We start from the raw sequence: 18818 nt of genomic DNA, 5'->3' as shown, positions 1-18818 counted from the left end.
GTGCATTCACACGTCCGTCGCATGCGCCACGGCGGCGCGGCTGAGGCCAGGAATGGCGTCGCGATAGTAGGTGCTGTTTTCGGAGAAGGCGATCGCTGCCTGCTCGGCGCGATACCAGTTCACCGCGTCGATCCTGTAGCTTTCGCTGGCATAGCATTCGCCGCCGCTCGAGAACGCAACGGTTACGACGAACGTGCCTAACGACACAAAGGTGTCTGTACTCATGGGACTGTTCCTTTCTGCTGGATGCGATGGGCGGCCGCGCGAAAGCGCGCCGGAGGGCGAAAATGCGATGCTCGTGTTGGATCGCCGGGGACGGTGCGAGCCCGGCAGGCTGATTTCCGTTCAGGCGTCCGGGCAGCACCCGAGCCATCGACCGACCGCACTCAATTCTCATCCCCCTCCTCCTTTCGGATCAGGGAGCGGATTGGCAGGCGGGAGCAACACCGTATAAGCTGTCCGGCAACGCGTGCCTCGGCACTGCTCGCGCGGGCATCGACCCGCACTTTCCCCATTGGACCGAAAAGAGGGCCGCACATGACTGAAACCGCCGAACAGGGCAGCACGCTGATTACCCTGACCGCTGAAATCGTCTCGGCGCATGTCAGCAACAACTCCGTCGCCGTTGCCGACCTGCCGCTGCTGATCCAGAATATTCACGGCGCGCTGAACGGTCTGCAGAACCCCGCGGCGGCCCCGGAGATCAAGCCGGAGCCGGCGGTCCCAGTCCGCGCTTCAATCAAGCCCGACTACATTGTCTGTCTTGAGGACGGCAAGAAGCTCAAGATGCTCAAGCGCCATCTGATGACGGCCTATCAGCTGACGCCCGAACAATACCGCGCGAAGTGGAATTTGCCGGCCGATTACCCGATGGTTGCGCCCAACTATGCCGAGCAGCGCCGTTCACTTGCGAAGAAAATCGGCCTTGGCCGCAAGCCCAGGGCGGCCGAACCTGCTCCCGCCCCCGAGGCGAAGAAAGCGCCGGTGGCCCGGAGGCCGCGCAAGAAGCCCGCTGAGGCCGAGCAGCCTGCATAAGCGCCTGCATCTGGCGAAGCCGGTGTGCCATGCATCCGCATGTGCCATGTCTCGGGAACCCGATCCCGTCCCGCCGAGCGCCTGGCGGTGTGCGCGCTTGTCATGGACGATCCGGATTCGATGAGCGCAGAAGGTCTGGTGGGTCAATCTGCACACGCATCAGAGGTCTTCGGCCTTGAAGCCGTGGTGTTCGACAAGCGAGCGCACCACGGCGTCCCACACAAGCTCCTTGAATGCGGCGCGATTGTCGAGGTCTGCGTCGAAGGTGTAGGTGTCGGCCAGCTTCCTGGCGCTCTCTCCGAGGTCGTGGAAGAAGCGGCTGCGCATCGTGTAGGTTTCTGCGAAGGTCCTGGGGTAGTTCGACATAGCTGGCTCCATGATCGATCTGGGCTGCGGAGGGCGGGCGACGATTCCCTGCGAGCGCGAGCGCCGCTTGCGGGTTTGGTCAGGGGAAAGCCTTGTACCGGGTCACCACGGTATGGAGTCGCGGTCGTAGTCCTCCAGCATGACGCCAAGCGCGGCTGCTTCCTCGTAGTCGAGATTGCGATGGTCGTCGGCGTTCGCGTTGCTTGCCATCTCGACAATGGGGTGAATGGATATGATCTGTCCGCCGGGAAGCCGGATCAGGTTTCTTGATCCGGGGAGAAAGGCGGAACCGTCCGGCACCGAGAAGCTCCCGAATATGCTGTAGTCGATCCGCATCGTGTTTCTCCATGAATGATGGCGCCGGTGTGCACGGTTCCTGGCGGGATGGGTTTGCAGTTCGGTCCTGGACAATGAACGGCGCGGGTCGGCGCCGAGGGCTCGGGACTTCATCATCCGATCCACGGCTCCAGGTCGGCAAGCGGAGGCTTATCCTCGCGGTCGGTGCTGTCGTGGGTCGGGGCCTGTGCGCGCGGGGGCGCGCTGATCCCGCTATGCGTCCAACCGGGTCATCGGTTCGGTTGCGCAGGCCCGTGGCGGCAACGGCGTGTCATCGTGTGCCTCGAGGTCGAGCAATGTCACCTCGGGCTCACCGCCCGGTTCGAACTCGCCCCTGGTGGTGGCGAGGTCTGCCTCGAGTTCGGCCAGTTCCTGAAGCTTGTCGTCGAGCAACGCGGCGTCGGGGAAGAGCTGGCCCACGCGCGCCTCGAACGCAGGGAGCCGTCGTTCGTGGGCCTGGAGCGTCGCCCTGATGCTGTCGAGATCAGTATCGAGATTGTGAATGGAAGAGTCGATCCGGCCGGCTACCGTGCCCGGCCGTGTCTTCTCGGTGACTTCGAATTTGCCGTTCTCACCGTGATGCTGCATCGCGACCACGGTGCAGAGGTAGCGTTTGCCATCGGTGTTCAAGGCCTCATAGCCCGACAACTCCAGGTCGATGCCGTTGATGGTCCCCAGCGTCCAGCGGGCCTCCGTGCCGTCCTTTCGCATCCGGCTGGCATATCCGAGGATGCGTTCGCCGACGGCAGTGCGATCGGTGATCATCGTGCCGTCGCAATTGAACGCAAGCGCGTCCCCGCCCGGAAGAACGCGCCGGGCGATATCGGCTTCGAGCAGCGCGATCTGCTTGTGGCAGTCCTCGATCTCCCGGGTCGTTCGGGTGATGGTCCTGCGGATATTATGCTGATCGTCGATATGCGCATCGCGCAGACGCTGCAGACGCGCGACCTCGGAATCGAGGCCGGCCTTGCGCATCAGCCGGTCGTCGCCGGACGCCAGCGCCTTGGCCAGCGCGAACTGGTTGACGTTGGAGCTGACGTCCTCGATCCGCCGAATGGAGCGGTCGCCCGACATGGCCATGTTGATGAAGCGGGCCTTGCGCTCGAGCATCTGCCAGTTTGTCGCGTCCATCGAGCCGCTGGTGGCGTAGCCGTAAAGCTCGATCTCATCGTTCTGGTTGCCCTGGCGCTCGATCCGCCCTTCCCGCTGCTCGATATCCGAAGGGAGCCACGGAACATCGAGATGATGCAGGGCCTTCAAACGCTGCTGCGCATTGACGCCGGTGCCCATGGTCGCCGTCGACCCGAGGACGAACCGCTTGCGGCCCTGGTTGAGGTCGTTGAACAGCCGCTGCTTCGCGCTGTTCTTCTTGTAGTGCTGCATGAAGGCAATCTGCTCGGCCGGCACGCCCATCGCGATGAGCCGGTCGCGGATCCAGACATAGGCGGAGAAACCGCGTGTCTCGAGCGCGGCCTCGGTGCCAAGATCGGAGAAGATCATCTGGACGGCGCCCGGAAGCGGATAGGGCTTGCCGGTCTCGGGATCGGTGTAGCGATGATCGGCCGTTTCCTGCCAGATACGGAAGGCATTCTCGATCAGGAGATTGAGCTTGTTGCCCTCATCGTTGCCGACGCCGGTATCGACGAAGCGGAGATCGATCGCGGAATGGCGTCCGTCGGTAATGACCGACAACAGGATGTCTTCGCCCTTCTGCGGCCGCCCGTTGCGGCTTTCGATCGCCTTGATGCGCTGGGCGAGCACGCGCTGATAGGCTTTGAAGGGCGCGCCGGACTTCGCGACGATGATCTGCCGCTTCCCGCCCCTGACGGTGGGCAGCTTGACGTGCTGGCGCAGGTCATCCTTCAGGACAACGTCGGCGACGCTGCGGTACATCGCCATCAGGTCCGCGACGTTCACGAACTCGCAGAAGCGGGTGACCGGCTTGTAGCTGCCGCTGGGCTGCAATTCGAGTTCGGTGCGCGTGTCCCCGAAGGCCGCCGCCCAGGCGTCGAACTCATGCAGGCCCTTGGCGTGAAGCTCGTCGGGCTGCATGAAGCGCTGCAGCGTATACATCTCGCCGAGCGTGTTGGTGATGGGCGTGCCGGAGGAAAGGATCAGTTCGCGCCCCGGATTGATGCCGGCGATGTATCGACTCTTCACGAACAGGTCCCAGGCGCGCTGCGAGCCGACCGGATCGACACCCTTCAGGTCGCCGAGGTTCGTCGCGAAGGTGAGCTTGCGGAACTGCTGTGCCTCGTCGACCAGGATCTGATCGATGCCGATCTCGCCGATATGGACGAGGTCGTCCTTGCGGGCCTTCAGATTGTCGAGCTTGCTTTTCAGGCCCTCTTTCAGACGCTCGACACGCTTGCGCGACACGCGGTCCTGGCTGTCGATGCCCGTGATCAGGATCTCGTAGCTGTCGAGCTGATCTTCGATGAGCTGCTTCTCGAACGCGCTCGGCGTCGGAATGAACTTGAAGGCATCATGCGTGATGATGATCGCGTCCCAGTTGCCGGTCGTCGCACGGGCAAGGAACCGTTGCCGTTTCTCCTTCACGAAGTTCGTATCGTCGGCGACAAGGATGCGCGCCGTCGGATAAAGCATCAGGAACTCGCGGGCGATCTGCGCCAGACAGTGGTTCGGCACCGTGATCATCGGTTTGCTGGCGAGGCCCAACCGCCGCTGCTCCATCACCGCGGCGCACAGGCTGAAGGTTTTTCCGGCGCCGACACTATGGGCAACGTAAGTGCTGCCGGACGAAATGATGCGCCAGACCACACGCTTCTGGTGGTCGCGCATCCTGATCGTGGTCGAAGCGCCCGGCAGCGTCAGATGCTGGCCATTGAAGCAGCGGGGTACGAGGTTGTTATAGGCATCGTTGTAGATGCGCACGAGCCGGTCGGCGCGTTCGCTGTCCTGCCAGACCCAGGTTTCGAAGGTCGACTTGATGCCCGCGAGCTTTTCCTTCGCGGCCTCGGTGTCGGTGACGTTGAGTTCACGGCGCTCCGACCCGTTCTCGTCGCCCCAGGTGTCGTAGATCTTGGGGATATGGGAATTGAGCGCGTCTTCGATCAGGTCGCCGGCACCACGCCGCGCCGTGCCCCAGGTCGAGGACGAACTGGCCTGTCCCTGGAACGGCGCCTTGTCGACCGTCCAGCTGGCAAGCTGGACGGTATGACGGATCATCGTGTCGACCTCCATGATCTCGGCGATGAAGGTCTCGATGACGTCGACGGGAATCCAGGGCGCGCCGAGACGGGCCGTGATCTCGCTCGGCTTGAGATCGACCGGCTGGACCGCCTCGAGCGCGCTCGCGGTTGCCTGGAAGCGCGGATCGGTCCCGGCCTTCTCGCGGGCCATGGCGAGCTTGGTTCGCACCGGGCCCGAAAGTGCTTCGTCGGCGGTGACCCAGTGGTCGAAATGGGGCGTGCTGCGAACCGGGTCGAGATAGACATCGTCCGTGAGATCAGCGAGTGCCTCGGCCTCGGTGACGCCTAGCATGTCGGCAATCAGAGCTATATCGACGCGGCCGCGCTCGTGAAGCGTCAGCGCCAGCGCGTCCTGCGCCGAGTGGATATCCTGGATGACCGGCGGCTTGACGACGCGTTCGGTGAAGATCGGACCCGGCACGCCGACGTCGCCGACCTCGTCATAGGTTTCGATCGAGGCGACCAGCCACACGTCCGGATCATCGAGGAAGGGCTGCAAATTGGGTCGGCGCTGATACTCCTTCTCGGCGCCGGTGTCCGGATCGGTGCGGATGCTGGTGATCGTCCGGTTGATCGGCCCGTATTTTTTGGTGAACTGCCGGTAATGGGCGAGCAGCTTCTCCTGCGAGGCGGCATAGGGCTGGTCACGGAGCTGGGCGCGCAGGATCGCGCAGACCGTATCGCGGATCGGGATCAGGGCCTTGATGATAGCGGCGTGCTTCGCGAACAGCCCGGTGCCGCCGCGGCCGGATTTCACGCCGACGAGGGTGGCGATGCCATTGACGATCTGGTGGAGCACCCCGCCCGAGAGGAGATAGCTGCCCTCCTTGAACTCGGCTTCGTCGGCGGCGGTGCCGACTTCCACGCTCGTCGTGACATTGAGCGTGTCCCGCAGCGAAGTCGCGCGGTCGATAGGCTTGCACGCGCCTTCATGCTTCGATGCGATCGCCGACAAGGTGGCCGCGAGCATCGCACCTATGTCGGCGCCGGGCTCGGCTGCGCAATTATAGTCCATGCCGAACTGGCCGTTTCGCCATTCGTGGCGGCCCAGCACATGGCCGGGATTGTCGAGGAAATAGCGGTTGATCCGCAGCGGCCCGTCGCCCTCGTCGCTGTCCGGAACCGCGTCCAGCTCGCGCCATTCCTGTGGCCGCCACGCGAGATCGGGCGCGTGCTTCTGGAAGAGGAGGATATCGACGACCACGTCGGTGCCCGCCTCATCCCGCATGGCCCTGGCCGGAAGGCGCACGGCGCCGAGCAGGTCCGCGATGCCGGCGATATGATCGCGCGCCCTGGAGTCGCTTTTGTCGAGCGAATATCGCGACGTCACGAACAGGGCGATGCCGCCTGGCCGAAGCTGTTCCAGCGATCGCGCGATGAAGAAGTCGTGGAGTGACAGACCAAGTCGCCCAAGCTCGGTCCTGTCGCGGATGGAGAGGTTCGAGAAAGGCGGGTTGCCGATGGCGAGGTCGAAGTCGCCCGGCAGCGAAGCCTTGTCGAAATCGATGCAGCGGATGACCTGATTGGGATAGAGCGCCTTTGCGACCCGGGCGGTGACGGGATCATTCTCGATGCCGACGAACACCGTATCTTTCGATAGCGTTTCGGGCCGAAGCCCCATGAAGAGGCCGCTGCCGCATCCCGGTTCGAGCACCTGGCCGCCGGTGAAGCCGAGCGTCCGGGCGGCGTCCCACATGGCCCGGATGATGTATTCGGGGGTGTAGTGGGCATATTGCGTGGCGCGTTTGAGCGAATTCAGTTCGGCATCGGTCGTTTCCTCGACCAGCCTTCGTCCCGAATCTTCCCAGCCCTCGCGATATTCGTCTCCGCGCCGGGCGAAGATGTTGTTGGCAAGCTCGGAGGCCCCGAAACCGATAAACCGGGCGATGGCGTCCTGCTCGTCCGCTGTCGCCGGCCGGTGCTCCCGGTCGAGCATGTTCAAGAGCCTGATCGCTTCGATATTGTCATGGGCGCGGCCCTTCCATGAGGGTGCCAGGGTCCGCCCCCCTGCGAAGGAGAAGTCGATCGGGGCCGGGTGCGATGGTCGGGCGGTGTCGGCGACGGTCACCGAAAAGAGCGTCGGCTGCTCGATCGGAGGCACGACCGTTCTGGCGGGCGCGATCGGCTGGTCGAAGTCGAGGCACAGCTGGAGAGCCAACGCGGATGCACTGTTTCGCATGGATGCTTCCTTTTTCGGGGTTTCGCGGGCACGGCGGGGCGGCCCGGAGGGATGTCAGGCTGATCGGGTGTCAGGATGCGGCGAGGAGCCGGGCGTGGGGCGTCGGATCGGGCGCAGATTCGGGCGCTTTTTCAGCCCAGGCGAAGCGACGCGGCATATTGGCGCAGCAGGTCGGCCATCGCGGTTCGGGCATGGGCCTTGTTGCCGATCACAATCTCGGGATGGAGTGGCCGGCCAAGCGGGGTGCGGTAGCCGAACGCCAATTCGCCACTGACGTCCGTCACCTCGATGCGGTGGCCGCGAGGCTGCACTCGCCCGGCATAGCGCGCGGTAAAATCCCCAAGGCGCCCCGAAAGTCCGGCAGCCATTTTGCTCCAGCATATGTGGCCGGCGGCGAACTGGTCGCCGGGCGCGCGGCCGCGGGCCAGCCAGAGGCGGAACTGCGCGCGTTGCTGGAGCACCGAATTGCGGCACCGTTCCATCGTGCGCGCGAGCGGCAGGATATCGGCGTCAGCATCCAACTGGCCGAGTTCGGCATCGTTGGCCACCACTAGGATATCGGTGAAATCACTCGCGCGCAGCTGCTCACGCAGCACGGTGCGATCGTGATACGTCACGCCCGCCGGCTCCAGCGGGCATAAGCCGGTCTCGGGGCTGATCACATATTGCGGCATAGCCTCGTGTCCGGGCCGTTCGCGCAGCATCGCGAGGATCCCGATCGCCTCTGTCGCCAGCTCGGAAGCGCCGATTATGAGCAGGCGTCGATGCCACGATGCGGGCGACGGCGCGTCGGTCGGACTCGGCCACGAACCGGGAAGCGGTCGTGCGGAGCGTGGGCTGTTCGGGCGCGTGATCTCGGACGGCGCGGCTGCGAAGGATCGCCGGGCGACGTCGAAGATATCATCGGGCTGTCCACCATTATCGAGAAAGCCTTGGGTGTAGGCATGTCCGCGAGTATTCGGCTCCCCCGCGCGAAGCGGCGACGGTGGTCGTGCTGGCCATCCTGCCCGGGCCGCGTAGCTGCCGTCCGCCCAGGCAACCGCAGCGTCCCAATCATAGCCACGAACATCCCTAGCATGAAGGATGGCGGGCTTTCGGCTGTCGGTGCTGCCCTCGGCAATCTGGCGTTCGATGCAGGCGAAGTTCGTGGACTGGCGCTGGCGTTCGGTCTCCAGTCCGATCGCCTCGTTGAGCGGGCGAAGCGCCTGAACGCGTTCGCGCGAGCGCGCCATGCGGGCGTCAAGCGGCGCACCGTTCGGCAGGTCGGGAAAGCGGCGCCAGGCATCGGCCAGCGCGTGCGCATGGTGTGCCGGACGGCCGCGCGCGATCCAGCATCCCGCATCGGCGGGATCGAATATATCGGTCATGACGATCTCCCGTGCGGAGGGTCAGCGGCTGGCGAGAAGGACCTTGAGGGCGCGCGCGAACACATCGTCGTCGGCGTCGTTGACGATGATCGCGTCGGGATTGGTGGCGCGCACGGCACGGGCGACGATCGCGAGCGGCCGCTTGCGCAGCGGATATTGCAGGATCCGATCCTTCTCGATCGTGATCAGCCGTGTCTTTAAAAGACGCCGCAGCGGCCGCCCCTCGATGGCGCGGGAAAGAAGGTCGCTCACCTCGATCTCGAGATCATGATCGCAAGCGAGGTCCTCGCCAAGAAAGCGCGGCGGCCGGTTAGCCTTGAGCCAGGCATCGACTTGCGCTTCGGTCCAGCGGCCAACCTGACGATAGAAGTCAGCCCCGCCCGTTCCCTCGTTGCGCGCATGGAAGGCCAGTTCGCCGTCGATCCAGACTTGAGCCGAGAAAGCCGCGGTTTCCTGTGAGAGCGTGGCACTATAGGAGATGCGCCGTAGTTCGATTTTCATGGGAGTCTCCAGACTGCTCCATCAAGCGGAGCGCCCTCCCCCAATCCTCCTCCCCTTCATCCCGAAGGCCGTTCAGCCGAGCGCCATGCTGCCCGTCCGACGATCAATCAGTTGCCCCGGCCTTTCAGCAGCGCATGGATCAGGCGCTCTTCCTTCCTGCTGATCCTGGAACGCCGGCGATCACGCTCGATCTGCTGTTGCACGGCATCGGCGCAGTAACGCGGAGGAGATTCCGGCAACTCCGACCAGCCGCCGGCGGCGCTGATCCACACCATGCCGACCGCGCCGGGACGCACCTCAAATCCGTCAACTGCATCGGCAGCGGGCTTGCGGACGATCACGCTGCCAGGGTCCTTGACGCGAAGCGGCGCTCGTCCGCCGAGCACGATCAGGTTGTCCTGGCCGCCGGGCATTTGAACCAGATCGCCTGTCTTGACCTTGGCGGCGAGGACGCTGCCAATGGTGTAGTGCAGGGTCCAGCCCCGCTCAGAATCTGGCGTCATGAGCACTATCCTTCCAGAATGTGTTGGTGTCGTTTCAGTCGCTGCGTGGCAGTGGGATCGGAACAGCCTGACCGCTCGCGAGATTGATGAAGGCACCGGCATGGCCGATGGAGCCGCGTCCGAGCAGATCGAACAGCAGCGCAAGCGCATGGCTCGCCATCACGCGGTTGACGAACAGCGACTGGCGTTCCAGCGCCTCGGCGACCGAGCAGGAAGGGGCGTCGTCGTCAGGCAGGCTGTCATCGGCGAGTTCGGGAAAATATTCGAGCACGGTCGGAAGACGTGGGCGAACCTTGCCGATATCGCTGCCGGGGCAGCCGATCAGATACTGGCCGTCGGTCGCGCGGTTGCCGAGGTCCATCCAGTATGTCGGCATGGCCCTGTTGCTGGCGATCGCGGCGCCGATCGCGCGGCGTGCCAAGGCGGTGTCGACGCAGGTTATGAGGATATCGGTTCCTTCGAGGCCGACCGCGCCGGGTGCCCGGCCGTGGACCGCTGTCCAGGCAAGGCCGTGCGCGAGGTTGATCCGTTCGGTCAGCGTGCGCGCTTTCGAGTTGCCGACATCGCAGCGATAGAAGGGCTGACGGCCGAGATTGGCCTCGGTGACGGTATCATCGTCGACCACGGTGACGTCGAGCGACCGCGAGGATATCGCGCGCAGCGCCGTGTCGAGCGAGGCGAGCCCCATCAGCATTTGCGCGCCGTTGCCGCCGCAGCCTGCCAGCAGAACCTTGAGCGCCCGATCGTCGAAGGCGGCGGGAAGATAGTGACGGTTGACGGTGTCAGGTTGCATGATGATCTCCTGCGAACGGGCTGCGCGGCAGGGGAAGGAACATGCCGCCGGCGCAGAGGCGAGACGCCCTCGTCGGACCGTCGGGTTGATCCAGCCGGCCGAAGACAAGCGAGATCTTGGTCGCGTGTCTGTCGTCGGCATCGTCGGTGGCGCTGAAGAAAGCCGGCCCGGTTCCGTGGCTGTGAATGTCACAGACCATGTGCCAGTCGGGCGGCAGGACCGGCGTGCGGTAGACGAGGCGCGAGGGCGTGGCCTCGTCGATGACGGGAAACTCCACGGAGAACTCCCGTGTCACCTCGTTCCAGAGAATAAATGCGGCAGCCTCATTCGGCAGGGCGGCCCGCAGAAAGTCGAGGATCGCCTCGATATGCAATCCGGGGACGAGCCCACAGCGCAGCTCGGCTTTGGGACTGCCGACCTCGCCATAGGGCAGATGCACGGCGATCGGCGAAGTAACGGGCATGTCGAGCGCGAGCCATGGCCGGCGCAGGATAAGCATCACCCCGTCCGTCCCCACGGCAAGGCCGTGTCCGGCGCGCGCGGCGCGGAGTGCATCGAGCGCGGGCGACCGCCCACAGGACGGCACCGGATAGCAGGGCACCTCGGCGAGCAGCGCGGCCGCCGTCGGATCGTCGGCGAGCATGGTCATCGCGGCGCACCTCCAGATAGCGCAATGAGCCGTCCGACAGTGATCGGTTCGGCCGACGTTCGTCGATCCTGCCGCCGCGTGCCACCCGCAAAGGGCTTGAGGCGGCGGACCGGAAACCGCTTCGCCCGGCGCGCGGCCAGATCGTCCCAGAGCCTGACCAGACCGCCCTTGCAGGTGACGGTAAATTCCTGTCCCGGATTGGGGTGGGTCGACCAGCTCTCGAACACCGCACGCTCGAACTCCGGCATGGATGCGACGGAGAGAGATTTTGGCCTTGCGATGTTGCCCCAGCAAAGCTGCCCGCTGGTGAAGACATTGAGAACCGGCGAGTACAGCGCCGGTGTATCGGCGGCAGGCCGCCGGTTTTCCGGGAGCGCGTAGACACCGAGACCGGATCGGGTAGCGATGAACAGATGCGCGGGATAGGGGACCGGCACGACCGTCCGCATGGACAGGGCGCGAAGGCCCGCGGGAGGCGCCGACAGGTTGAAATATCCGGGCCGCACCTGCTCCGGCGTCCACCAGGCGAGCATGTCGGGATGGGCGACCAGTACATTGTCCGGGAGCAGTTCGGGCGCGGCGGTCCGCCCGAGCGCCTCGGTCCATTGCCGCAGATGCGCGCGCGACAGCGGGGCGCCCGCCGCGATCGTCGGCTGGCCCTGGCCATCATGCTCGACGGCATGAATGCTGGCGAATGCCGGCCCGCCCTGTCGCGGAGCGCCATAGGGGTTGGCGTTGCGGGGCGGCTGGTTGCGATAGAGCAGGATGGCGTTGGTCAACACCATGCCGCCGCCGGTGGCTTCGAAGAGGGTCGAGTGATCGGACATGGATACCTCACGGGTTTTCTGGATCGAAGCGGATCAGGTCCTGCGCGGCGGCGAGAAATTGCGCGCCGAGCTTCAGGGACGCGAACCAGTCGTCGATGTGCCCGGCGTCGGGCAGCGGACAGAGGCCGGCGACGTCCATGAAGCCCATCTCCATGCCGTTGCGGCCCACATCGTCGAGTTCACGCGCGAACTGCTCGAAGGGCACGAGCGTCAGCGGCGGCAAGGACGAGCATTCCTCGATGCCGAGGATGTATTCGCTGGCGACCTCGAAATCGAAGTGCCAGGCGCTGCGTTCGGGTGGCAGGCGCTTGAGGGCCTTGTGCGTTTCGCGCAGCCTGTGAAGTTTCCGGCGCAGGCCGATCGGGAGCCGTGCCGATGGCGCCGCGTTCGCCGCGATCATCCAGTCGGGCCGGCGCGCATCCATGGCGGACGGCAGCGCCATCTCGTCGAGATCGTCGGGGTCCGCGCCGTGATAATCTATCAGGTTCTGGCGAGCGGCTTCGTCCTCGGTTTCGCCGTCCCAATAATAGAGCGAGATCTCATAGAAGAGGTCCTGATAGCCGAAGATCGGCAGCGCGAGGCCGAGGGTCTCTTCCAGCGCGCTATAGGCTGCCGCACGCCACGGAATGGGGGCATCGCCGGTTTCGATCTAGCCGAGGTCGAGCTGGCCCATGCTCTCGCAGAAGATGGCGATCGCCGGCGGGCTGTCCCCCTCACTGTGAAGGGCAGCGACCCTGAAATCTGCGATGTCGAGGGGCTCAAGGATTTCGAGCACCGCGCTGTCGAAAACCCGCTCGATACGCCGACGGGCCTGCGCGCGCGTGTACGTCCTCGTCGATTTGTCGCAGGACGCGGCCCAACGGCCGATCAGCCTGTGATGCGGCGCCAGCGGGGCGTCGAAGATCGTGGGGATATCGGGCGACAGCGCGACGGATCGCCCCGCGAGATCAGCCCATCGGCGGGAGGCGCAGGCCGGACGGGGATGCACGCGGCTCGGGAGCTCTGTGTTTCCCATCATCGGAGTCGAGGACAATCCGCGCATGGAAGGCCTGGGCCTGATCGCCGCAGGCAGGCAGGGCGAAGCTGGTCGTGTCGCCATCGTTGAACTCCACCCAGTCGAGGAGGGTTTTGCGGGGTGCGGGCGGGATGGCCGCGCCTGTCCGGCGCGCCACGGTCAGCCCTTGGTGCCGACGGCGCGGCGATATTCGGTGACATGCGCGCCACCGTTCACGCCGGCGTCGACCATCTCGGCGTTGAGGATCGCCGGGTAGAGCGTGGCATGATAGGCGCGTAAGGCTTCGCGGTCGTCGGCGAGATGCGGCGGCACCGGAAGGTCGATGCCGTCATAGCGATAGGCGCGCGTGAGATGATTGATCTGCATGGGAAGGCTCCAGGAATATGATGATGGAGGGGTTCGAGCGGCATCCCTCAGAACAGGGTCGCGGGCTCATCCGGCCTGGCGTCGGCCGGCGGGCTGGTCGGCGTCTGGATCTTCGGGGGACTGGTGGGCGCAGGCGGCTTCGTCGCTGCCGTCTTCGCGGCTTTTGCCTTCGCGGCTTCCGCGGCGGCCGCCCTGGCGTCCTCGCCCGCCTGCCGTTGCTCGGCGATCTGGTCGGCGAGCGTCTTGCGCGTGGCGATGAGCTGGCCGAGCGCGCCGTCCGCGCCACGGGCCAGTTCGGCGTCGATTTCCGCCGCGCTCGCCGTGATCGAGATCGGCCGGGTTTCGCTGGCATCGAGCGGGGGAGACTTGTTGTCGGCCTTGCGCGGAATGATGGTCAGCGTGACGGTCTCATCAGGGCCGGCAACGAGGTCGAAGCCGAGCGAATAGCGGGCGAGCAGCGGGAGCAGGCTTGTAATCAACATGATGTCGATCCTTCTCAGTGTAGGTGGGACTTGGGGTCAGGCGGCGAGATCCGGGACCGGAACCTCGGCTTGCGGAGCAACGCGATCCGGCGGCGGGCCATAGGCGCCATCGAGGGTCATCGCGCTCGGCAGGCGACCGGCCCAACCGAAGCCAATGCGATTGAGCATGCCGGCGATGAGATCGGTCTTCTTCGAGCCAAGCAGCTTGGCGAACCGCTTCTCGCCGACATGAGCAATCAGGCCGCATTCCTGTGCGATGAACTTGAGCTCGTCCTTGGTGTAGCGCTCGAGGAACGCCTGATCGACCTGCCAGCTGTCGCGCAGGTCAACCTGGAAAACCCTGGCGAGATCGGCGACATGGCCGAAGCTCAGCACATCCTTGGCGTAGGCCGCGCCGATGACGGACAATATATTTGCGGCTTGCGGCTCGGGCAGCGCGCGGATCGCCGCAATTTTGGCGCCATAATCGAGGTCGGGGAACGAGGCGCCGACGAGCAGACCGGCACGCGACGTCAGCGTATCGGCCTTGATCTGCGAGAGCGTGCCGGACATCGCCGCGACAAGGATCGTCGTGCGCGCATGTTCGGCATTGCTCGCGAGCGCCCGGGCCAGCGCGGTCCGCCAGGCCACTTCGCGAACGTCGGCGGTCCGGGCCGCGATCGATTTCGCGGTGACGGCCGGCTTGTGCGTCGCACTGGCGCTGTTCGCGGAGTTGACTGAAGCCGCGGGCGGCGCGGCGCGCGTCTCGACACTGTCCGGGGACATGTCATCGTCTTCCGGCCGTGCCTGAGGGTCAGCCGATGGCGTGGGTTCGTCGAGAAGGTGATCCTGTTCATCACCATCGGCATCACCGTCGCCATCATCGACGGCGGCCGGCAGCGCAGCCCTTGCCATCTTCGCCGCGCGTTCCTCCTTCTCGAACCGGATCACTTCGGCCGCTTCGGTCTTGAGCTGGAAGCATCCCGGATTGGTGCAATGGCCATCCTCGACATGGGTCTCGAACAGGACACGCTGCGTGCCCGAGTTGAACGGGCAGGTCGTGCATTCGGACTTGTCGAAACAGGCGGCAGCGAGGTCTTGCGTGACGCGCATGAGGATTTCACGCGTCTTGTTGACGTCGAGACCCGCATTCAGGATCGTCTCGAGCGCCTTATCCTGCTTGTCCGGCGGAACGGCGGCGAGCAGTTCGGCATGACCAACCTTGATCCTCCGTTCGTCGAGCGCGCATTTGACGGTGTCGGAAAGCTCGGCGAGCGCGAGGCGGCGTTCGAACTTGGCCCGGGACCAGCCGAGCCGCCTTATGGCCTCGGCGCGGTCGCCCTGGCACGCCGCGAGATAGCGGACGGCGGCATCCGCCTGCTCGGTCTCCGAAGGGTCGTCCCGGTCGTCATTCTCGGCGATCGCCGCTTCGAGCGCTTCCTGGTCGGTCATCTTGCGGATGAGGACGGGCACTTCGCCCTCAGGACCATAGACTTCGAGTCCCGCCCGATAACGGCGTTCGCCGGCGACGATGGCGAAGGCGTCGCCCCTGGGACGCAGCAATATGGGCTGGATGATGCCGCGCAGCCTGATCGAGGCCACCATTTCGTCGTGCTTTTTCTGGTCGAAATAGCGGCGGGGATTATCGCCCTTCACCATTCTGGAGAGGGCCAGTCTGGAGGGATAGCTCGGTTGTGGCGGGGTCAAGGCCGGTCTCCTCATGTCGAATATGGCAGGCTCGCCTTCAGGGCCGCCTCGGCGCTTATTGCGCTGCGCGGGCCTGAATGTGCGGGGCGCACCTGGCCATCAGGCCGCTTGCCGCATCCGCCTTCCTCCCTCTCTCCTTCTGCTCGATACTGGTCGTTCCAGTCGTTGAAGCCGCCGCCGGGGAAGCGCGTCTCGATTTCAAGGCCGGGCCGCGCGTGGGCTTCTTCCGCCCGTTTGGCACCACGACGGCCGGGTGGGTCATTGTCCGGGAGCAGGATCAGATGCTCGACCCGCTCCGGCACCGTGACCAGCGGCAGGCGATCCGCACCGAGCGCCGCCCAGACCGGAATGCCCAGCAGGAGATGCGCCGACCATGCGGTTTCCCAACCTTCCGCAAGCCCGAGCACGTGGGTCGCGGCCCCGAAACGGACCGCAGCGCCGAGCGGGCGGCCGAGCAAGCGTTTGGGCGGATCGAGATCGTCGACCGGCAGCCACGTGCGGGGATCGAGGAACAGCCGCTCGATCGCAATGACGCCGGGATCTGCTTCGAGGGCGGCAAGCAGTCCGGGGCGGAAGCGGACATCGGCACTCCGGCCCAGCGGAATATGCTCATGGTAGCGCAGCGCCGGATGCGGTACGGCAAAACCGCGCATTGCGAGATAGTGCTCGGCGATCGTGTCCGTGAGCGGGCGTGCTTCCTTCCAGAGCGAGCGGATCCGGCCGCTGAGCTGCCGCTCGCGGCCATCGGCATTCGCCCATTCGGTCCGGGCATCGGCGGTTGGGATCGGCCGTCGATCCGATCGAAGCGCGCGAATGACATCGATCGTCGCGCAGCCTGCGAAGCATTTGAACAGGATGCTGTGCTCGCCGACCCTGACCGACAGGCTCGGGCGAAGGTCTTTGTGCGCGGGACAGAGGCACATCGCGCCCGACGCCTTCCATTCGCTGCCCAGGGATTTGACGATGCTGGCGGCGGCGGCGTGCAAGCGGGGATCGGCACTGGTCCGGGAAAGAACCATGAGAAATGCTCCAGCTGAAGACTATCCTCCAGCCCACATCCCTCTTCTCTTCCACGGTGACGCGTCGTGACCTTGCAAGGCATACGATAGTCTTTGGGGCGCCGGCTCTCGGCCGGTGGCCGGGTAGTTGGCGAGACTTCGCGGCGCGAGCACACACTCTTTCGGCTTTCCCCTTCGTCGTATGGACAAGCCGAAGACGACCGTCGGCTTGGCAATAATTGCGAGGCAAAGGTTCTCGGGAAGGTCGCCGAAGCTAAACCTTGTCCGCCTGGGGCCGGCATGCAAATATGCCGATAAGTCCTGAAGAAACGAGCCGGAGTAATCTATGTCCGATCAGGCAATGAAGCTGACGCCGGAAATGCAGCAGACGATCGATGTGGCGAATCCAACGGTTTTGGCCATAGAAAAGTTGATCCGCGCCGCGAAAGGCGACGAGCGGGTGATCGAGAAGATCGTGCGGGGATATATACGCAATGCCATCTACGTCTTTCAGTACCATATGGTGGCGGGCACTCTTCGTGATCTCGACCTCAAGAAGGCTGATTTGAGTGAGGAACTGTTAGAGCAGATCGCCGCGGACGCTGGCGCATATATGGGGAAGTTTGGAGACTGGTTTCTCCTTGAGCTGAACCGCGCCAATGTATGGCCAAAGTCAACAAACTAGCGGACCGTCCGCCGACAAGGGATGTACGAGGTGGAAAAGCCAAAGATCGAACTGGACCCCGATGTTGCCAACGAAGTGCCGTGGTCGGACAACATTACGCCCTATGACGATCAGCATACCATCACTTATCTTCGGCTATTAGACGCCGACGCCGAGGACGCGGATTGGCAAGAGGTCGCTCGGATCGTGCTGCACCGTGATCCAATCGCCGAGCCGGAGCGAACTCGGCATTGCTGGAAGGACCATCTGCGCCGCGCGAAGTGGATGACGGAGGTCGGCTATCGCTCAATTCTCGAGCAGCAACGGGACACGCTGCAATAAACTACTGAGTTGGTCTCGAGATGTTGGTATGCTCCCAACATCGAGGTGCCGAGAATCGTCGCCTTAATGGCGTGTCGGCTTCTTGTGGGGCGGCATTCCGCGAAAATCGTCAAAGGCGGAATCATCGCCCAACGCGTAACGACGTAGCGGATCGTCTTCCACCATACGACCGGCCTGTACCTCGCGCTCGGTCACATAACGCAGCCGGGGCCGGTCCAGCACGCCGTCGACAAGGCATTCGGCGCGCAGGAACATCCATATCTGGCCCTGCCGGTGTTGGGCGAAGGCTTCGAGATCGCCACCTGTCTCTTCGAGATGCGCTGCCACTAGATCGCATATGAGATTGAATATCCGCATGAGGCCGAGCCGACTTTCCTCGTCGGAGATCGCTTCATGCAGCTTCAATACCTCGTTACGGAATGCGGGAAGCGGCATCGCGTCCCCCTCCCCATGGGACATGAGCCGATCCCAAAGATCGATGACGCGCTGATCCATCGGTTGTCCTTCGGTGAAATAGTACCGCAATGACGCTCAGTTAAACTGCCACGTCCGAGAACCGTTTTCGTCTACGAGGAACAGATATGGCCGAGATGTCGCCCGATCAGTGGGCAAAATGGCACATGTCGTTCCAACAGATTGCGCAGTCGTGCGACCTCAACGTTGCATTGGGACTGCGAGCGCAATCCCGATAGGTTTCAACGTAGCCGAGTAAAAGGGCACTGAAACAGGCATCCATCTTCTTGCGGCCCTCGGTCGTGAATCGCACATTGATCCGACGCCGATCGGAAGGGTCGGCCGCCCGCTCGACGATACCCTGTTCTTCCATCACGGTCAGGCATCTACGGCCCGTCATCTCTGATGCCTTTGACGCAAGCCACAGACTCGTTAGGCATGTCGTCACCCCCTGGCTTTCGCGCGAGTAGAGCTCGAGAAGCATCTCGCTGCCCGGATCGCCGCAAAGTGAGCCGAAGACCCGTGTGGAGGTTTTCCGGGCGCTGATGATCGCTTTGCAAAGAGGTGCGAAAACAACTGGCCCGCCATGCCCATCGAGCATGGGTTCAATATGAGCATCGTGTTTCATGGGCATTGATCTCCATTCCACTCGGGCATCATCGGCAAAGCGTGTCAGTGCCCAGTATTTGCTCGCTCCCCGCAAGTCGGAACGGAATGTTCCAAGAGCATCATGCCTGAATTATTGCGTGCCGCAATTCGCCGTTATGAGGGGATATCCATCAATGAAATGATGAACATCAGAGCTTCGGGATCACCATCGAGGCGTCGTCAAGCGACTTGATGGGAGTTGGCCCACGGCACGAACACAATGCGACCGCTTCCTCGTCAAGATCAGCGAGGAAGAGATTAAGCGTTTGGATACACCCGGATCGTCGCCGATCCCGCTCATGCATTTCCGCGTGTCCCATGGAGGAGCATTTCCTCGTTGACGAGAAAGACAATGTCTCGACCGTTTTCGCGATCGGCGGCTACGGCTTTAGCGGC

At 64.1% G+C, this 18818-nt stretch carries 21 protein-coding genes; 3 read left to right on the top strand and 18 right to left on the bottom strand.

Features of this window, described 5'->3' with window-relative positions:
* Window positions 1-6: 6 nt before the first annotated feature.
* Window positions 7-225 (bottom strand): hypothetical protein, encoded by a 219-nt coding sequence (locus WFP78_RS14530; protein WP_336963674.1) that lies wholly within the window; start codon window positions 223-225, stop codon window positions 7-9.
* 312 nt (window positions 226-537) lie between these two features.
* On the opposite strand from WFP78_RS14530, the gene WFP78_RS14525 reads away from it, so the two are divergent.
* Entirely contained in the window at window positions 538-1035 is a 498-nt protein-coding gene (locus WFP78_RS14525; RefSeq protein WP_336963671.1) for a Ros/MucR family transcriptional regulator, read from the top strand.
* A gap of 159 nt (window positions 1036-1194) precedes the next feature.
* On the opposite strand, the gene WFP78_RS14520 is transcribed toward WFP78_RS14525, so the two are convergent.
* The 15 genes from WFP78_RS14520 to WFP78_RS14450 all read right to left on the bottom strand — a co-directional run bounded on the left by WFP78_RS14520 (window position 1195) and on the right by WFP78_RS14450 (window position 16303).
* On the bottom strand, window positions 1195-1401 hold the full coding sequence (locus tag WFP78_RS14520; RefSeq protein ID WP_336963668.1) for a hypothetical protein: 207 nt from the start codon (window positions 1399-1401) through the stop codon (window positions 1195-1197).
* 102 nt (window positions 1402-1503) lie between these two features.
* Window positions 1504-1737, bottom strand: a complete 234-nt coding sequence (locus WFP78_RS14515) for a hypothetical protein (RefSeq protein WP_336963665.1) — start codon at window positions 1735-1737, stop codon at window positions 1504-1506.
* A 213-nt stretch (window positions 1738-1950) separates the two neighbouring features.
* Window positions 1951-7128, bottom strand: coding sequence for a helicase-related protein (locus tag WFP78_RS14510; RefSeq protein ID WP_336963661.1), 5178 nt, complete (start codon window positions 7126-7128; stop codon window positions 1951-1953).
* A gap of 131 nt (window positions 7129-7259) precedes the next feature.
* The gene (locus tag WFP78_RS14505) at window positions 7260-8360 is read right to left on the bottom strand and encodes a hypothetical protein (RefSeq protein ID WP_336963658.1); all 1101 of its coding nucleotides are present in this window, start codon (window positions 8358-8360) and stop codon (window positions 7260-7262) included.
* A gap of 156 nt (window positions 8361-8516) precedes the next feature.
* A complete protein-coding gene (locus WFP78_RS14500) occupies window positions 8517-8996 on the bottom strand; it encodes a hypothetical protein (RefSeq protein WP_336963655.1) in 480 nt (159 codons plus the stop codon).
* A 107-nt stretch (window positions 8997-9103) separates the two neighbouring features.
* The gene (locus WFP78_RS14495) at window positions 9104-9505 is read right to left on the bottom strand and encodes a hypothetical protein (RefSeq protein ID WP_336963652.1); all 402 of its coding nucleotides are present in this window, start codon (window positions 9503-9505) and stop codon (window positions 9104-9106) included.
* A 28-nt stretch (window positions 9506-9533) separates the two neighbouring features.
* A complete protein-coding gene (locus WFP78_RS14490; RefSeq protein WP_336963650.1) occupies window positions 9534-10292 on the bottom strand; it encodes a PRTRC system ThiF family protein in 759 nt (252 codons plus the stop codon).
* The gene (locus WFP78_RS14485) at window positions 10282-10941 is read right to left on the bottom strand and encodes a PRTRC system protein A (protein WP_336963648.1); all 660 of its coding nucleotides are present in this window, start codon (window positions 10939-10941) and stop codon (window positions 10282-10284) included. Before WFP78_RS14485 ends, WFP78_RS14490 begins: the two co-directional genes overlap by 11 nt.
* Window positions 10938-11768 (bottom strand): PRTRC system protein B, encoded by an 831-nt coding sequence (locus WFP78_RS14480; protein WP_336963645.1) that lies wholly within the window; start codon window positions 11766-11768, stop codon window positions 10938-10940. Before WFP78_RS14480 ends, WFP78_RS14485 begins: the two co-directional genes overlap by 4 nt.
* A 7-nt stretch (window positions 11769-11775) precedes the next feature.
* The gene (locus WFP78_RS14475) at window positions 11776-12210 is read right to left on the bottom strand and encodes a hypothetical protein (protein WP_336963643.1); all 435 of its coding nucleotides are present in this window, start codon (window positions 12208-12210) and stop codon (window positions 11776-11778) included.
* 207 nt (window positions 12211-12417) lie between these two features.
* A complete protein-coding gene (locus WFP78_RS14470) occupies window positions 12418-12810 on the bottom strand; it encodes a hypothetical protein (RefSeq protein WP_336963641.1) in 393 nt (130 codons plus the stop codon).
* A gap of 132 nt (window positions 12811-12942) precedes the next feature.
* A complete protein-coding gene (locus WFP78_RS14465; protein WP_336963639.1) occupies window positions 12943-13149 on the bottom strand; it encodes a PRTRC system protein C in 207 nt (68 codons plus the stop codon).
* 47 nt (window positions 13150-13196) lie between these two features.
* Entirely contained in the window at window positions 13197-13631 is a 435-nt protein-coding gene (locus WFP78_RS14460; protein WP_336963637.1) for a PRTRC system protein E, read from the bottom strand.
* A gap of 36 nt (window positions 13632-13667) precedes the next feature.
* Window positions 13668-15317 (bottom strand): PRTRC system ParB family protein, encoded by a 1650-nt coding sequence (locus tag WFP78_RS14455; RefSeq protein WP_336963634.1) that lies wholly within the window; start codon window positions 15315-15317, stop codon window positions 13668-13670.
* 11 nt (window positions 15318-15328) lie between these two features.
* The gene (locus WFP78_RS14450; protein ID WP_336963633.1) at window positions 15329-16303 is read right to left on the bottom strand and encodes a DUF7146 domain-containing protein; all 975 of its coding nucleotides are present in this window, start codon (window positions 16301-16303) and stop codon (window positions 15329-15331) included.
* 358 nt (window positions 16304-16661) lie between these two features.
* On the opposite strand from WFP78_RS14450, the gene WFP78_RS14445 reads away from it, so the two are divergent.
* On the top strand, window positions 16662-17000 hold the full coding sequence (locus WFP78_RS14445; protein ID WP_336963631.1) for a hypothetical protein: 339 nt from the start codon (window positions 16662-16664) through the stop codon (window positions 16998-17000).
* 30 nt (window positions 17001-17030) lie between these two features.
* Window positions 17031-17321 (top strand): DNA -binding domain-containing protein, encoded by a 291-nt coding sequence (locus WFP78_RS14440; RefSeq protein WP_336963629.1) that lies wholly within the window; start codon window positions 17031-17033, stop codon window positions 17319-17321.
* Window positions 17322-17384: 63 nt separating this feature from the next.
* Here the strand turns inward: WFP78_RS14440 and WFP78_RS14435 are convergent, their stop codons facing one another.
* On the bottom strand, window positions 17385-17816 hold the full coding sequence (locus WFP78_RS14435) for a hypothetical protein (protein WP_336963626.1): 432 nt from the start codon (window positions 17814-17816) through the stop codon (window positions 17385-17387).
* Window positions 17817-17922: 106 nt separating this feature from the next.
* Window positions 17923-18402, bottom strand: a complete 480-nt coding sequence (locus tag WFP78_RS14430; protein ID WP_336963624.1) for a MarR family winged helix-turn-helix transcriptional regulator — start codon at window positions 18400-18402, stop codon at window positions 17923-17925.
* Between the last annotated feature and the right edge of the window lie 416 nt (window positions 18403-18818).

The sequence above is a fragment of the Sphingobium aquiterrae genome (assembly GCF_037154135.1).
Classification (GTDB): domain Bacteria; phylum Pseudomonadota; class Alphaproteobacteria; order Sphingomonadales; family Sphingomonadaceae; genus Sphingobium; species Sphingobium aquiterrae.
The sequence above is the reverse complement of the archived record's forward strand: the minus strand, read 5'-3'. Positions and strand labels throughout refer to the sequence as shown.

Coding starts and splice junctions, on each gene's coding strand:
- WFP78_RS14435 (WP_336963626.1), bottom strand. CDS start 17,816: ATGGATCAGCGCGTCATCGATCTTTGGGATCGGCTCATGTCCCATGGG.
- WFP78_RS14490 (WP_336963650.1), bottom strand. CDS start 10,292: ATGCAACCTGACACCGTCAACCGTCACTATCTTCCCGCCGCCTTCGAC.
- WFP78_RS14530 (WP_336963674.1), bottom strand. CDS start 225: ATGAGTACAGACACCTTTGTGTCGTTAGGCACGTTCGTCGTAACCGTT.
- WFP78_RS14485 (WP_336963648.1), bottom strand. CDS start 10,941: ATGACCATGCTCGCCGACGATCCGACGGCGGCCGCGCTGCTCGCCGAG.
- WFP78_RS14525 (WP_336963671.1), top strand. CDS start 538: ATGACTGAAACCGCCGAACAGGGCAGCACGCTGATTACCCTGACCGCT.
- WFP78_RS14515 (WP_336963665.1), bottom strand. CDS start 1,737: ATGCGGATCGACTACAGCATATTCGGGAGCTTCTCGGTGCCGGACGGT.
- WFP78_RS14520 (WP_336963668.1), bottom strand. CDS start 1,401: ATGTCGAACTACCCCAGGACCTTCGCAGAAACCTACACGATGCGCAGC.
- WFP78_RS14460 (WP_336963637.1), bottom strand. CDS start 13,631: ATGTTGATTACAAGCCTGCTCCCGCTGCTCGCCCGCTATTCGCTCGGC.
- WFP78_RS14465 (WP_336963639.1), bottom strand. CDS start 13,149: ATGCAGATCAATCATCTCACGCGCGCCTATCGCTATGACGGCATCGAC.
- WFP78_RS14500 (WP_336963655.1), bottom strand. CDS start 8,996: ATGAAAATCGAACTACGGCGCATCTCCTATAGTGCCACGCTCTCACAG.
- WFP78_RS14510 (WP_336963661.1), bottom strand. CDS start 7,128: ATGCGAAACAGTGCATCCGCGTTGGCTCTCCAGCTGTGCCTCGACTTC.
- WFP78_RS14445 (WP_336963631.1), top strand. CDS start 16,662: ATGTCCGATCAGGCAATGAAGCTGACGCCGGAAATGCAGCAGACGATC.
- WFP78_RS14475 (WP_336963643.1), bottom strand. CDS start 12,210: ATGGCGCTGCCGTCCGCCATGGATGCGCGCCGGCCCGACTGGATGATC.
- WFP78_RS14470 (WP_336963641.1), bottom strand. CDS start 12,810: ATGCGCGGATTGTCCTCGACTCCGATGATGGGAAACACAGAGCTCCCG.
- WFP78_RS14430 (WP_336963624.1), bottom strand. CDS start 18,402: ATGAAACACGATGCTCATATTGAACCCATGCTCGATGGGCATGGCGGG.
- WFP78_RS14505 (WP_336963658.1), bottom strand. CDS start 8,360: ATGGCGCGCTCGCGCGAACGCGTTCAGGCGCTTCGCCCGCTCAACGAG.
- WFP78_RS14480 (WP_336963645.1), bottom strand. CDS start 11,768: ATGTCCGATCACTCGACCCTCTTCGAAGCCACCGGCGGCGGCATGGTG.